Annotated in this window: 14 protein-coding genes; 9 read left to right on the forward strand and 5 right to left on the reverse strand. The window is 49.7% G+C overall.

The window, feature by feature from the left end; translation table 11 throughout:
• The first annotated feature begins 61 nt into the window (after window positions 1–61).
• The 5 genes from hisB to hisIE are packed head-to-tail and all read left to right on the forward strand — an operon-like array spanning window position 62 to window position 3,923.
• Window positions 62–1,135 (forward strand): bifunctional histidinol-phosphatase/imidazoleglycerol-phosphate dehydratase HisB, encoded by a 1,074-nt coding sequence (gene hisB / locus E6C74_RS09340; RefSeq protein WP_136484448.1) that lies wholly within the window; start codon window positions 62–64, stop codon window positions 1,133–1,135.
• Window positions 1,135–1,752, forward strand: coding sequence for an imidazole glycerol phosphate synthase subunit HisH (gene hisH, locus E6C74_RS09345; protein ID WP_136484449.1), 618 nt, complete (start codon window positions 1,135–1,137; stop codon window positions 1,750–1,752). Before hisB ends, hisH begins: the two co-directional genes overlap by 1 nt.
• A 46-nt stretch (window positions 1,753–1,798) precedes the next feature.
• Window positions 1,799–2,536: a 1-(5-phosphoribosyl)-5-[(5-phosphoribosylamino)methylideneamino]imidazole-4-carboxamide isomerase gene (gene hisA, locus E6C74_RS09350; protein ID WP_136484450.1), complete on the forward strand. Its 738-nt coding sequence runs from the start codon at window positions 1,799–1,801 to the stop codon at window positions 2,534–2,536.
• Entirely contained in the window at window positions 2,518–3,291 is a 774-nt protein-coding gene (hisF, locus tag E6C74_RS09355; protein WP_136484451.1) for an imidazole glycerol phosphate synthase subunit HisF, read from the forward strand. Before hisA ends, hisF begins: the two co-directional genes overlap by 19 nt.
• Window positions 3,288–3,923 (forward strand): bifunctional phosphoribosyl-AMP cyclohydrolase/phosphoribosyl-ATP diphosphatase HisIE, encoded by a 636-nt coding sequence (gene hisIE, locus E6C74_RS09360; protein WP_136484452.1) that lies wholly within the window; start codon window positions 3,288–3,290, stop codon window positions 3,921–3,923. Before hisF ends, hisIE begins: the two co-directional genes overlap by 4 nt.
• A 102-nt stretch (window positions 3,924–4,025) precedes the next feature.
• Here hisIE and E6C74_RS09365 read toward each other — a convergent pair whose 3' ends face one another.
• Window positions 4,026–4,739 (reverse strand): pseudouridine synthase, encoded by a 714-nt coding sequence (locus E6C74_RS09365; RefSeq protein WP_136484453.1) that lies wholly within the window; start codon window positions 4,737–4,739, stop codon window positions 4,026–4,028.
• Window positions 4,740–5,220: 481 nt separating this feature from the next.
• Here E6C74_RS09365 and E6C74_RS09370 point away from each other — a divergent pair, with 481 nt between their 5' ends.
• Window positions 5,221–7,449, forward strand: coding sequence for an NADP-dependent isocitrate dehydrogenase (locus E6C74_RS09370; protein ID WP_136484454.1), 2,229 nt, complete (start codon window positions 5,221–5,223; stop codon window positions 7,447–7,449).
• Window positions 7,450–7,635: 186 nt separating this feature from the next.
• On the opposite strand, the gene cspD is transcribed toward E6C74_RS09370, so the two are convergent.
• Window positions 7,636–7,857 carry a cold shock domain-containing protein CspD gene (gene cspD, locus E6C74_RS09375; RefSeq protein WP_136484455.1) on the reverse strand — a complete coding sequence of 74 codons (222 nt, stop codon included), beginning with the start codon at window positions 7,855–7,857 and terminating at the stop codon, window positions 7,636–7,638.
• Window positions 7,858–8,390: 533 nt separating this feature from the next.
• Between cspD and clpS the strand changes: the two genes are divergently transcribed.
• Complete coding sequence (gene clpS / locus E6C74_RS09380) at window positions 8,391–8,711, forward strand: ATP-dependent Clp protease adapter ClpS (protein ID WP_136484456.1); 321 nt, start codon at window positions 8,391–8,393, stop codon at window positions 8,709–8,711.
• A gap of 40 nt (window positions 8,712–8,751) precedes the next feature.
• A complete protein-coding gene (gene clpA / locus E6C74_RS09385) occupies window positions 8,752–11,019 on the forward strand; it encodes an ATP-dependent Clp protease ATP-binding subunit ClpA (protein WP_136484457.1) in 2,268 nt (755 codons plus the stop codon).
• Window positions 11,020–11,343: 324 nt separating this feature from the next.
• Here the strand turns inward: clpA and infA are convergent, their stop codons facing one another.
• The 3 genes from infA to aat form a co-directional block, all read right to left on the reverse strand.
• On the reverse strand, window positions 11,344–11,562 hold the full coding sequence (gene infA / locus E6C74_RS09390; protein WP_006075347.1) for a translation initiation factor IF-1: 219 nt from the start codon (window positions 11,560–11,562) through the stop codon (window positions 11,344–11,346).
• 81 nt (window positions 11,563–11,643) lie between these two features.
• On the reverse strand, window positions 11,644–12,345 hold the full coding sequence (locus tag E6C74_RS09395; protein WP_136484458.1) for an arginyltransferase: 702 nt from the start codon (window positions 12,343–12,345) through the stop codon (window positions 11,644–11,646).
• A 2-nt stretch (window positions 12,346–12,347) separates the two neighbouring features.
• Window positions 12,348–13,076, reverse strand: a complete 729-nt coding sequence (gene aat, locus E6C74_RS09400; RefSeq protein WP_136484459.1) for a leucyl/phenylalanyl-tRNA--protein transferase — start codon at window positions 13,074–13,076, stop codon at window positions 12,348–12,350.
• A 42-nt stretch (window positions 13,077–13,118) separates the two neighbouring features.
• Between aat and E6C74_RS09405 the strand changes: the two genes are divergently transcribed.
• Complete coding sequence (locus E6C74_RS09405; RefSeq protein ID WP_136484460.1) at window positions 13,119–13,574, forward strand: glycine zipper 2TM domain-containing protein; 456 nt, start codon at window positions 13,119–13,121, stop codon at window positions 13,572–13,574.
• The last annotated feature ends 140 nt before the right edge of the window (window positions 13,575–13,714 follow it).

Here is a 13,714-nt window from a genome sequence, read left to right on the forward strand (position 1 = left end):
CACTGATCTGTGATGAGTGTGGCAGTGCTGTCCGCGCTGCCGTTAAGAAAAGGATATTCCCGTGAGCAATCAACAAAAAATTCTTTTTATCGACCGTGATGGCACCTTAATTGTTGAGCCGCCGGTTGATTTTCAGGTTGACCGTTTAGATAAACTGAAGCTTGAACCTTATGTCATCCCGAGCCTGCTGGCGCTACAAGATGCCGGTTACCGTCTGGTGATGGTAACCAACCAGGACGGTCTTGGCACCGACAGCTACCCACAGCAAGATTTCGATGCACCGCACAATATGATGATGGACATTTTTGCATCGCAGGGTGTGAAATTTGACGATGTGCTAATCTGCCCTCACTTTGAGAAAGACAACTGCTCCTGCCGTAAGCCTAAACTGGGTATGGTGAAAGAATACCTGCAAAGCGGCCGGGTGGATTTCCAACACTCTGTTGTGATTGGCGACCGTGCGACGGATTTACAGCTGGCTGAAAACATGGCAATTCGTGGTATCCAGTACCACCCGGAAACCATGGGTTGGCCAGCAATCGTTAAAGATCTGACGATCAAAGCGCGTACCGCTCAAGTGGTGCGCAAGACCAAAGAAACCGATATTCAGGTGGCTGTCAATCTGGATGAAACCGGCGGCAACCAGATTGAAACCGGTCTGGGCTTTTTTGACCATATGCTGGATCAAATCGCCACGCACGGCGGCTTCCAGATGAAACTGAAAGTGGTGGGCGATCTGCACATTGATGATCACCACACGGTTGAAGATACTGCACTGGCCCTGGGGCAGGCATTGAAAGATGCGCTGGGCGACAAACGCGGTATCGGTCGTTTTGGTTTCAGTCTGCCGATGGACGAGTGTCTGGCACAGTGTGCGCTGGATCTGTCTGGTCGTCCTTACCTTAAGTTTGATGCTGAGTTCAGCCGTCCTCAGGTGGGCGACTTGTCGACTGAAATGGTGTATCACTTCTTCCGTTCTCTGACTGACACGCTGGCGTGTACGCTGCACCTGTCTTCAGCAGGTGAGAATGATCACCACATCATTGAGAGCCTGTTCAAAGCCTTCGGCCGTACGCTGCGCCAGGCCATTCAGGTGCAAGGCAATGAGCTGCCGAGCAGTAAAGGGGTGTTGTAATGAGCCAGAGTCAGAAGGTCGTTATCATTGATACCGGTTGTGCCAACGTTTCTTCCGTGCGCTTTGCGATTGAACGTCTTGGCTACGTGGTGACCATCTCCAAAGAGCCTGCTGTAGTGCTGGCGGCAGATAAACTGTTTTTGCCTGGGGTGGGCACTGCGAGCGAAGCGATGCAAAACCTCAAGCAGCGCAATCTTATTGAGCTGGTCAAGAAAGTTGAAAAGCCGATGCTGGGTATTTGTCTTGGCATGCAGCTTTTGGGCAAACTGTCGGAAGAGAAAGGTCAGAAGGCCGATGAGATCGTTGACTGTCTTGGCCTGGTAGAAGGCGAAGTCCGCCTGATGCAAACCGGCGACCTGCCACTGCCGCACATGGGCTGGAATACCGTATCAGCCACGCCAGGACATCCGCTGTTTAAAGATATTGAAGAAGGTGAGTACTTCTACTTTGTGCACAGCTTTGCGATGCCGGTGGGGGATTACACTATTGCTCAGTGTCAGTATGGCAACCCGTTTAGTGCTGCGATCCAGAATGGCAATTACTACGGCGTACAGTTCCACCCGGAACGTTCTTCAAAAGCCGGTTCAAAGCTGATTCAAAACTTTTTGGAATTGTAAGGATGAGTGCCTGATGACTGTTATCAGGCCTTAATAAGGAATAGTGATGATCATTCCCGCATTAGATTTAATTGAAGGCCAGGTGGTACGTTTGTATCAGGGCGATTACGGCCAGGTCACCGAATATAAAGTGGACCCAGCAGAGCAGTTCAATCTGTATCACCAGGCTGGTGCGAACTGGCTGCACCTGGTTGACCTGACTGGCGCCAAAGATACCACGGCACGTCAGCTCGACCTGATTGCCAGACTGCTGGCCAGCACTCCGGCTCACATCCAGATTGGTGGTGGTGTGCGCAGTGAACAAGACGTGATTGATTTGCTGGAAGCGGGTGCACAGCGCGTTGTGGTTGGTTCTACCGCAGTGAAACAACCAGAATTGGTTAAAGGCTGGATGAGCAAATACGGCGCAGAAAAGATTGTTCTGGCGCTGGACATCAACATTGATGCTGACGGCGTGCGTAAGGTCGCGATTTCCGGCTGGCAGGAAGACTCAGGTGTAACCATCGAAGCTCTGATAGATGACTACCTGACGGTCGGTCTTAAGCACGTGCTGTGTACCGACATTTCCCGTGACGGTACACTGGCGGGCTCGAACGTTGATCTGTATGTTGATTTATGTAAGCAGTATCCTCAGGTGCAGTTCCAGTCTTCGGGCGGTATCGGTAGCCTGGCGGATATCGAAGCACTGAAAGATACTGGTGTAGCAGGTGTGATCGTAGGTCGCGCCCTGCTGGATGGTAAATTTACCGCACAGGAGGCGTTCGCATGTTGGCAAAACGCATAATCCCTTGTCTCGACGTTCGTGATGGTCAGGTGGTGAAGGGCGTTCAGTTCCGTAACCACGAAATCATCGGTGACATCGTCCCGCTGGCACAACGTTACGCCGCAGAGGGCGCGGATGAGCTGGTATTTTACGATATCACCGCATCCAGTGATGGCCGCGTGGTGGATAAAAGCTGGGTGTCTCGTGTCGCGGAGGTGATTGATATCCCTTTCTGTGTCGCCGGCGGCATCAAGTCAGCAGAAGATGCAGCGCGTATTCTGGAGTTCGGCGCGGATAAAGTGTCGATTAACTCTCCGGCTCTGGCCAACCCGCAGTTGATCACGGATTTGGCGGATAAATTCGGCGTGCAGTGTATTGTGGTGGGTATCGACTCTTACTTTGATAAAGAGACCGGTAAATACCAGGTGTATCAGTTTACCGGTGATGAAGCACGTACCAAAGCAACCCAATGGGAAACCAAAGACTGGGTACAGGAAGTGCAGAAACGCGGTGCCGGTGAAATCGTGCTGAATATGATGAACCAGGACGGCGTGCGTAATGGTTACGATCTTGAGCAGCTCAACATGGTGCGTTCAGTGTGCAAAGTGCCTTTGATCGCGTCTGGCGGTGCCGGTGCGATGGAACATTTCGCCGATGCTTACAAGCTGACTAATGTCGATGGCGCCCTGGCGGCATCGGTGTTCCACAAACAGATCATCAATATTGGTGAACTAAAACAGTATTTAAAACAACAAGAGATCGAGGTAAGACTATGAGCCAAGCAGTACCAAGCCTGACAGAGCTCTCAGACCGCATTAACTGGGAAAAGGTCGATGGTCTTGTACCGGCAATTGTCCAGGATTTCGCATCCAGCCAGGTGCTGATGATGGGTTACATGAACCAGGACGCTCTGGCAAAGACGCTGCAAACTGAACAGGTGACGTTTTTCTCACGCACCAAAGAGCGTCTTTGGACCAAGGGTGAAACCTCGGGCAATGTGTTACAACTGAAAAATATCGCTTTGGATTGTGACCAGGACACGCTGTTGGTTAAAGTCAACCCAATCGGTCCGACGTGTCACACCGGTACCACGACCTGTTGGGATGGCGACTCGCAAGAGGAGTCACAAATGGTGTGGCTTCATCAACTTGAGCAGCTACTGGCTGCCCGCAAGAGTGCCGACCCAGAGTCCTCTTACACTGCCAGCCTATATTCGCGTGGTACCAAACGTATTTCGCAGAAAGTGGGCGAAGAAGGCGTTGAAGTCGCGCTTGCGGCGACGTCGGGCGATAAGGCGGAACTGATTTGTGAATCGGCTGACCTGATTTACCACCTGCTGGTGTTGTTGCAAGATCAAGGCCTGTCGATGAGCGATGTGATTGATAAGCTCAAAGAGCGCCACAAGTAACGCTTAGTGATACGACAGTACGACATAATACAAAACGCCCTTGAGGGCGTTTTGCTTTTGGCCTGAGAAACAACAATGGGCCGGAGAAGTTTGATCTGTGTGTCAGAGCTTGATCTCTTTCCATTCACCCGGCTGCAGGTCGCCGAGTACAATATCACCCATAGAATAGCGGATCAGGCGTAGGGTAGGGAAGCCGATATGTGCGGTCATGCGGCGCACCTGACGGTTGCGTCCTTCGATGATGGTGATGGCCAGCCAGGTGGTCGGGATTGCAGCGCGATAGCGTACCGGCGGATGGCGATCCCAGAGTTTTGGCTCGGTCATAATAGCCACCTTTGCAGGCAGAGTCGGGCCATCTTTGAGCGTGACTCCGCGCCGCAGCTGTTCCAGATCTTGCTCTTGCGGGGCGCCTTCCACCTGCACCCAGTAGGTCTTCGGCGATTTAGACTGCGGCTGAGTCAGGCGGGCCTGCAAAATACCATCATTAGTCAGAACCATCAGTCCTTCACTGTCACGGTCAAGGCGACCGGCGGCATAAATGTCCTTGAGCGGAATAAAATCCGCCAGAGTTTTACGCCCTTCACCGTCGGTAAACTGGCTCAGCGTGTCAAACGGCTTATTGAAGATCACCACTTTACGGTCTTGAGGAGACACTCTTGGCTTATCGGCACGCGCACGTTGCCCGTTTGTTGGTTTGCGATGACGTTGTGGACTCTTGGCATTACGCACAGAATCGGAAGATTTTGCTCGTTTAAAATGCGGCTTTGAGGCGCCGTGTGTTGAGGTAGCAGAAGCTCGCGGCGAGCGGGATGACATGTTAAGTACCTTGCAAAAATGTGAATGACTTGTATTTCAAAGTTTCCAGACGGGCGGATTTAAGCTATTATTTGCGCGCCCGAAAACAGTAATGACGAACAAGATGATAGACTATTATCTTAGTTTTGTTTAATTATAACTGCCTTCACTCACGGACTGTATCCCAAGTCATTGGATCTGCTGTCAGACCAGAAGCGCATCGGCCCTCAAAAGCAACTTATTGTATGGAATTGAGTTGTATAGAATTGAGGACAGGGAGCGCGGCGTCGGCATCAAAGCAGCGACAAAGCGACTGGGTATTGGACGGACGCGCAGATTCATCGTGTTCGGCCCGGGACTTGAAGACCGAGACTTGAAAAAGTGGGATTATCGTACCCTGGTTGGACGGCGCTTCCTGCTGGGCAGGAGGGGTCAACAGAGTACGGACATTCACACAGTGTGATGCAATTCATTGCGCTGTTAGAACAAATAGGGAAAGTTCATGCCTACAGAAAAACCTACAATTATCTACACCATCACTGACGAAGCTCCGGCACTAGCCACTTATTCATTGCTGCCAATCATTCAGTCATTTACAGCATCGTCAGGTATCAACGTTGAGACGCGTGACATTTCGTTAGCAGGCCGAATTCTTGCCAACTTCCCTGAGCACCTGAAAGAAGACCAGCGTATCGGTGATGCACTGGCTGAACTGGGTGACCTGGCTCAGACTCCAGAAGCGAACATCATCAAGCTGCCAAATATCTCTGCATCTGTTCCTCAGCTGCGTGCAGCCATCAAAGAGCTTCAGGAAAAAGGCTACAGCCTGCCTAACTACCCAGATGAGCCAAGCACTTACGAAGAAGAAGCGATCAAAGCAACTTACGACAAAATCAAAGGTAGTGCGGTAAACCCTGTACTGCGTGAAGGTAACTCAGACCGTCGTGCGCCTGCATCAGTAAAAAACTATGCGAAGAAGAACCCGCACTCAATGGGGGCCTGGTCTGCAGATTCTAAGTCACATGTTGCAAGCATGGACGACAAAGATTTCTTCGGCAGCGAGAAGTCACTGACTGTCGATGCAGCCACTCAGGTTTCAATTGAATTTGTTGGTAAAGATGGTTCAAGCAAAGTGCTGAAAAAACCATTTGCACTGCAAGATAAAGAAATCATCGATACCACAGTAATGAACAAGAAAGCTCTGGTTGAGTTTTTCGAGAAAGAGATCGCTGAAGCGAAGAGCCAGGATGTACTGCTGTCTCTGCACATGAAAGCGACGATGATGAAAGTCTCTGACCCGGTGATTTTTGGTCACGCGGTTAAAGTGTACTACAAAGAGGTATTTGCTAAATACGGCGAGCTGTTCGAACAGCTGGGTGTTGATGTGAACAACGGCCTGGGTGATGTATACGCGAAGATCCAGACTCTGCCAGAAGCCCAGCGCACTGAGATCGAAGCGGCAATCGCAGCGGTTTATGAAACCCAGCCTGCACTGGCGATGGTTGACTCAGACCGTGGTATCACCAACCTGCATGTACCAAGCGACATCATCGTTGATGCCTCTATGCCAGCCATGATCCGTTCTTCCGGCCAGATGTGGGGCCCGGATGGTAAACAGAAAGACACTAAAGCACTGATCCCGGATCGCTGCTACTCAGGTGTTTACCAGGCCGTGATCGAATTCTGTAAGGAAAACGGTGCTTTCGACCCAACCACTATGGGCAGCGTACCAAACGTCGGCCTGATGGCGCAGAAAGCAGAAGAATACGGCTCACACGATAAGACCTTCATCCTCGACGCTGAAGGTAGCGTACGCGTTGTAGACGCGGCGGGTAACGTGCTGCTGGAACAAGCGGTTGAAGCTGGCGACATCTTCCGTATGTGCCAGGTGAAAGATGCACCGATCCAGGATTGGGTTAAACTGGCGGTTGCCCGCGCTCGCGCAACGGGTGCACCAGCGGTATTCTGGCTGGATGAAGCTCGCGCTCACGATGCAGAGCTGATTAAGAAAGTGAACCAGTACCTGCCTGAGCACGACACTGCGGGTCTTGAAATCAAGATCCTCTCGCCAGTCGAAGCGACTAAGTACTCTCTGGTTCGCATTAAAGAGGGGCTGGATACGATTTCTGTCACTGGTAACGTTCTGCGTGACTACCTGACTGACCTGTTCCCGATTCTGGAACTGGGTACTTCAGCGAAAATGCTGTCTGTTGTTCCTCTGATGAACGGTGGCGGTCTGTTCGAAACCGGTGCGGGCGGTTCTGCGCCTAAACACGTTCAGCAAGTAGAGAAAGAGAACCACCTGCGTTGGGACTCACTGGGTGAATTCCTGGCTCTGGCTGCATCTTTGGAGCATCTGAGCGAAGTCAGCAATAATCCTAAAGCTCAAGTGCTGGCGGATGCACTGGACAAAGCGACCGGTCAGTTCCTGGATACCAACAAATCTCCTTCACGTAAAGTGGGTGAACTGGATAACCGTGGCAGCCACTTCTATCTGGCTATGTACTGGGCACAAGCTCTGGCTGAGCAGACTGCAGATGCCGACCTGGCCGCAGAATTCGCACCAATCGCGAAACAGATGCAAGACAACGAAGCAAGCATTGTTGCTGAGCTGAACAGCGCGCAAGGTGTGAGTGTTGACCTGGGTGGTTACTATGCACCGGTATTTGAAAAAGCATCCGCTGTTATGCGCCCAAGTGCGACTCTGAACAGCATCATCGATCGTGCGTAATACCTGACACGGAGTCGTTACTCACATACAAGTAACCGTTACTCACATACGGGTAACGGTTTCACGGTAGTCAACGCTCAGATGTATCAGATGTAATAAAAAGAACACCCGCCATATGGCGGGTGTTCTTTTTACGGCAGTCGGTAACGCTTACCGAACAAAATATCTATCATCTTTTGGCAGCGATTATTTTGCTTGTTGACCCTCAATCGGTACAACGCTGCTGGCGTGGTAACCTTTAGGGCCTTGTTCAACTTCATACGATACTGTCTGGCCCGCTTTCAACGTCCGATAGCCATCCATCTGGATCGTTGAATAATGGGCAAAAATGTCTCCGTCTTCACCTTCCGGACAAATAAATCCAAATCCTTTGGCGTTGTTGAACCATTTAACTGTACCTGTAGCCATGCTTTACATCCCTCATGCATTTTCGTTACTGATGTTGTTTAAGAGAAAACTCACTTGTTCTCCATCGTCGTGAGCTCTCCAAGTAGTGAATAGCCATTTAGCCGCTGCCAAATTTTTAGTCACTATTTGACCAATGTAGCCAATGATTGAACACAGTCAATAGGAAAACCGTATAAAGATATGTAGTTTTATAAGTAAATCACTATTGGTCGTACGTAACTCAAACTTATGGCACATGTTGGTGAGTAATTTGCAATTTGTTAATGGCAGGTTGCTAATTTGATAATTTTAACAGTTGCAAATAGCGAAGCATGTTGTGAGTTTATTTGCATATTGACGGTTGCTTTTTGTTCAAATGCATGGGTGATGGCACTGAATAGCAATCTTTTATTTGCAGCGATACAATTGCTGCATTAGTCTCTAATTAAGGGTTGTTTTTCACCTGAAGTGACAGCATGTTAGGTTATGAAACCGTGTTGTGAATGGGACTGAATAGGTTATTGATTTGAGAAACAGTCTGAATAACGGCCGTCATGAGCAAAAACTTTGAATGGGTGTCTCCGGGCTCAGAACTTCTGGAGCGAGAAGAAACAGGGATCAAGCCACCGGCTATGTATAACGTATTGTTAAACAATGACGATTACACACCGATGGACTTTGTCATCGAAATCCTGGAACGTTTTTTCTCGATGGATATCGAACGAGCGACGCAGGTAATGCTCAAGGTGCATTACGAAGGTAAAGCAATTTGTGGCACATTTACTGCAGAGGTTGCAGAGACGAAAGTCGCACAGGTGACAATGTACTCAAGGGAAAATGAGCACCCACTGTTATGCACCATGGAGCAAGCTTAGAACTTGCGACGACGATGTGGTTGTTCCTTAAGGAGGACTTATGCTTAACAAAGAACTAGAGTCGAGTCTAAATGGCGCGTTCGCTCGAGCGCGGGACAAAAGACATGAATTTATGACCGTCGAGCACCTCCTACTCGCATTGTTGGAAAACGATGCCGCGAAGGAAGCACTGCTGGCGTGTCAGGCTGATATCGACACATTACGTCGTGAGCTGGATACATTCATCGATCAAACGACGCCCCTCATCCCGGAAAATGACGAGACGCGTGAGACACAACCAACGCTGAGTTTTCAGCGCGTTTTGCAGCGTGCCGTTTTCCATGTTCAGTCATCCGGGCGTAGCGAAGTGACCGGAGCTAATGTCCTGGTCGCCATTTTTAGTGAGCAAGAGTCTCACGCAGCTTACCTGCTGAAGAAAAACGACATCAGTCGTCTGGATATTGTTAACTTTATTTCACACGGCATCACCAAAGCGTCCAGCTCCGGCGAAGACTCTTCATCCGATTCTTTCGGTACCGAGAGCGGTGAAGAGGTGAGTGCAGACGAACGTCTGGAAAGCTTTGCCACTAACCTCAATCATCTGGCCAAACAAGGTAAGATTGACCCGCTGATTGGCCGTGACAAGGAGCTGGAAAGAACCATTCAGGTGCTGTGCCGCCGCCGCAAGAACAACCCGCTGCTGGTGGGTGAGGCCGGCGTTGGTAAAACGGCGATTGCTGAAGGTCTGGCATGGCGTATCGTTGAAGGCCAGGTACCTGAAGTGATCAAAGACAGCGTGATTTACTCGCTGGATATCGGCTCTCTGCTGGCGGGTACTAAATACCGCGGCGATTTTGAGAAGCGCTTCAAGTCGATTCTTAAACAACTGGAAAAAGAGAAAGACGCTATCCTGTTTATCGATGAAATCCACACTATTATTGGCGCGGGTGCAGCATCGGGTGGCCAGGTTGATGCCGCTAACCTGATTAAACCTCTGCTGAGCAGCGGTAAACTGCGCTGTATCGGTTCGACGACTTATCAGGAATACAGCAACATTTTTGAGAAAGAGCGTGCGTTATCGCGCCGTTTCCAAAAAATTGATGTGGTAGAGCCATCATTGGATGACACCACCAAGATTCTGATGGGGCTAAAGCCTAAATACGAAGCGCACCACGACGTCCGCTATACCAACAAAGCACTGCGTGCGGCTGTTGAGTTGTCGGCGAAATACATTAATGAGCGTCACCTGCCAGATAAGGCTATCGATGTGATTGATGAAGCCGGTGCGCGAATCCGTCTGCTGCCAGCCAGTCGTCGTAAGAAAACCATCGGTGTGGCTGAAATTGAAGCCATGGTCGCAAAAATGGCGCGTATTCCGGAAAAATCAGTGTCGTCTTCTGATAAAGACATCCTGAAAAATCTGGACCGCAGAATGAAGATGCTGGTATTCGGACAAGATAATGCGATTGACGTACTGACCGAATCCATCAAGTTAACCCGTGCAGGGCTGGGCTCGGACAATCGTCCGGTGGGTTCCTTCCTGTTCGCCGGTCCGACCGGGGTAGGTAAAACAGAAGTCACAGTCCAGCTGTCTAAGTTGCTGGGTATTGAACTGCTGCGCTTTGATATGTCTGAGTACGGTGAACGCCACTCTGTGAGCCGCCTGATTGGTGCGCCTCCGGGTTACGTTGGTTTCGACCAGGGTGGTTTGCTGACGGATGCGGTGATTAAGCACCCTCACTCGGTGGTACTGCTGGATGAGATTGAGAAAGCTCACCCGGATATCTTTAACCTGCTGCTGCAGGTGATGGATAACGGTACGCTGACGGATAACAATGGACGTAAAGCGGATTTCCGTAATGTGATCCTGGTGATGACGACCAACGCCGGTGTGGCAGAAACCGTGAAGAAATCGATCGGGATGATCCAGCAAGATCATAGCCATGATGCCATGGCTGAGATCAAGAAGGTATTTACACCTGAGTTCCGTAACCGACTTGACCATATTATTTGGTTCAACGCGCTCGATGAACGGGTTATTCATCAAGTGGTCGACAAATTTATTGTCGAACTGCAGGTCCAACTGGATGCTCGTGGCGTATCTCTGGAAGTATCCGAAGATGCTCGTCACTGGTTGGCAATCAAGGGCTATGACCGTGAAATGGGTGCACGCCCAATGGGCCGTGTTATTCAGGATAAACTGAAAAAACCATTGGCGAACGAATTGTTGTTCGGCTCACTGGTTGACGGCGGTACGGTGAAAGTTGCGCTGAGTGACGATAACCTGACCTTTGAATACATGGGAACCCGCGAAGAAGTGGTTCACTGATTCACTTGTCATCGAGCCAGGTTGACCTATCTGCAATAAATGCAAAAAGCGCACTGAAATCAGTGCGCTTTTTTGTGTTTCGGATCTGGACAGTCTGTTCGATTTGCCAGCCAATTCAAGTAGTACAGAACACGGGCTATCGGCTTGTGTGAATCATCCGGTTGCCGGTTTGTCAGCTCTTTGCAGAGAGGCATCGTAGCTCTGTAGGGAACTCGCAGACTCAATAGCGGACGATACAAGCAGGGGAAGACGAGCTGCCCCGGTGGGCCGAAAAACAAAAACGGAGCATTAAGCTCCGTTTTTGTTGCATTCGAAAATCAATGATTAACGAGCACGGAAGACGATGCGCCCTTTTGTCAGGTCGTATGGTGTCATCTCTACAGTCACTTTATCACCCGTCAGGATACGGATGTAGTTCTTACGCATTTTACCAGAGATGTGAGCAGTCACTACGTGACCGTTCTCTAGCTCAACGCGGAACATTGTGTTTGGAAGAGTATCAAGGACCGTACCTTGCATCTCAATTACGTCTTCTTTAGCCATTTAATCCTCTTTAGAAATTAGGCAAATATTAACGGCCGCATTCTGCCGCTAATTAAACAATATGTAAAGTTGGGCAGTATTCTACCCTTGCCAACGCTGATTTACTAGCCTTTGATGACGTCTGAAACGTACTTTGTAGTTCATTGCCGGACATTCATCAATTTGATATCCCAGATAAAGCCACTGTTTATCCAGCTGTTTACACAGCTCCAACTGGGTCAGCACGCCCAACGTGCCCAGCGACAGCGGATGGTCCGGGTCGAAAAAGGTGTAAAACGCACTGGCACTGTGGGGAAGGATATCGGTTATTGCGACGGCCACCAGTTTATCCTGGTGGTATATATGCAAATAGCGGGTATCTAACCAGGCGCTGCGGGCAAATTTATCAAATTCATCTTTACGCGGTGGGTACATGGTACCATCGCGGTGACGTGCTTTGATATAGCGCGAATAGAGACTAAACCAGTTTTTATCCAAATTCTGTTTAAGTTGCCACGAAAATTCGCTACGCATCTTGCTGAGCAGACGCTTTTGGCTTTTGGATGGCACAAAGTCGCTGACCGAGACACGCAGAGCTTCACAAGCGTTGCATGCATCACAGTGAGGTTTATAGATGGTATCGCCGCTGCGACGGAATCCGTTTGCCAGCAGAATTTCATAGTTTTCGGCGGATTGCATCTGGCTGTCGATAGCGACAGCGACACGTTCCATGCGATCTTTGAGGTAACTGCACGGGTGATTACTGGTCAGTCCAATACGAATATTTTGCAGCTCAGAGCTCATGTTTATTCCTCAGTCGTTGTTTGCGCCGGACAAGGCAGCCACTGGGGCTCAAAACAACGTTTGCTTACGTCCTGTTTCTTTAAAGATAGCAACAAATCCATGAATTTGTCGCGGGATAACTCCTTTGCACCCAATGATTTAAGGTGAGGGTTCATCACTTGGCAGTCAATGAGTTCTCCCCGATGAGCGGCAAAATGGTGGCAGAAATACCATAGTGCTATCTTCGAGGCATTCGGTTTGAGACTGAACATTGATTCGCCGCAAAAGAGCCTGCCGACCTGAATGCCGTACAGGCCACCAATAATTTGCTGGTTGTGCCACACTTCAACGGAATGGCAATGTCCTTGACGCGCCAGTTGCTTATAAGCTTGACGCATTTCGCCATTCAACCAAGTTTCTTCAGGTGTGCGCACGGCGGCACACATATCGATGATATGGGGCGTATTGTGATTAATACTGACGGTATAAGCGTGCTTACGTTGAAATTTTTTCACACTTTTGGCGGCGTTGAATGTCTTAGGATCAAACACAGCACGTGGAGACGGGCTCCACCATAAAATCGGTTCGCCCGGGCCATACCAGGGAAATATACCGTTCTGGTAGCCGTTAAGAATCCGGTTTGGGTGCAGATCGCCACCAAAAGCCAGCAGGCCGTTTGGCTCTTGCAGAGCAAGGTAGGGGGATGGAAAACTAAAATCATCCCTGGCTAACTCGGTGAGATAAATCGTCATAGTAAGCGTTTCCGGTAATCAAGAACCCGACAGGAGTAAAACATGAACAAGTGGATTTGGATCTTATTGATTTTTCCTCTCTTTGCCAATGCTGCCTATCAGCGAAATCAGGCAAGGCCGGTAAATGAGGTGGTGTTTGGTACTGTAGATACAGTACGTTACATCTCTCAGCAGGACATTGTCCATTCTAAGGCGAATGGTTGGGAAACCCTGCTTGGTGCAGTCGTCGGTGGTTTGATTGGCCATCAGTTCGGTGATGGGCACGGACGACAGGTTGCGACAGCGGTTGGTGCTATTGCCGGAGCGGGTATCGTCCGTCATCAGGGCGATCAGAGTTATCAGGTTGAATACCGTCTGGTTGAAATCCTGATTAAGACCGAGGATGGCCAATTGATTGACGTTATTCAGGACATTGATAACCAGATGCTGTTTGCCGCCGGTGATCGGGTACGTATCCTCTATTTTAATGACGGAGTGCGGGTTGATAAAGAGATGTGAGACGCGTTTGGTACTGCGTGATAGCGAACAATGTACTGACCCAAGCGCAAACCGTCAGAATTTCATTTCAAAGCCCCGATTAACACTGGCATTGGGGGGGGATTTTGGTTAGTCTGCGGATACGAAGAATTTTCACTGCC

It is taken from the genome of Vibrio sp. H11, from assembly GCF_004804295.1.
In the GTDB taxonomy this organism is placed as follows: domain Bacteria; phylum Pseudomonadota; class Gammaproteobacteria; order Enterobacterales; family Vibrionaceae; genus Vibrio; species Vibrio ostreae.

Coding starts and splice junctions, on each gene's coding strand:
- hisH (WP_136484449.1), top strand. CDS start 1,135: ATGAGCCAGAGTCAGAAGGTCGTTATCATTGATACCGGTTGTGCCAAC.
- hisA (WP_136484450.1), top strand. CDS start 1,799: ATGATCATTCCCGCATTAGATTTAATTGAAGGCCAGGTGGTACGTTTG.
- hisF (WP_136484451.1), top strand. CDS start 2,518: ATGTTGGCAAAACGCATAATCCCTTGTCTCGACGTTCGTGATGGTCAG.
- hisIE (WP_136484452.1), top strand. CDS start 3,288: ATGAGCCAAGCAGTACCAAGCCTGACAGAGCTCTCAGACCGCATTAAC.
- E6C74_RS09365 (WP_136484453.1), bottom strand. CDS start 4,739: ATGTCATCCCGCTCGCCGCGAGCTTCTGCTACCTCAACACACGGCGCC.
- E6C74_RS09370 (WP_136484454.1), top strand. CDS start 5,221: ATGCCTACAGAAAAACCTACAATTATCTACACCATCACTGACGAAGCT.
- cspD (WP_136484455.1), bottom strand. CDS start 7,857: ATGGCTACAGGTACAGTTAAATGGTTCAACAACGCCAAAGGATTTGGA.
- clpS (WP_136484456.1), top strand. CDS start 8,391: ATGAGCAAAAACTTTGAATGGGTGTCTCCGGGCTCAGAACTTCTGGAG.
- clpA (WP_136484457.1), top strand. CDS start 8,752: ATGCTTAACAAAGAACTAGAGTCGAGTCTAAATGGCGCGTTCGCTCGA.
- infA (WP_006075347.1), bottom strand. CDS start 11,562: ATGGCTAAAGAAGACGTAATTGAGATGCAAGGTACGGTCCTTGATACT.
- E6C74_RS09395 (WP_136484458.1), bottom strand. CDS start 12,345: ATGAGCTCTGAGCTGCAAAATATTCGTATTGGACTGACCAGTAATCAC.
- aat (WP_136484459.1), bottom strand. CDS start 13,076: ATGACGATTTATCTCACCGAGTTAGCCAGGGATGATTTTAGTTTTCCA.
- E6C74_RS09405 (WP_136484460.1), top strand. CDS start 13,119: ATGAACAAGTGGATTTGGATCTTATTGATTTTTCCTCTCTTTGCCAAT.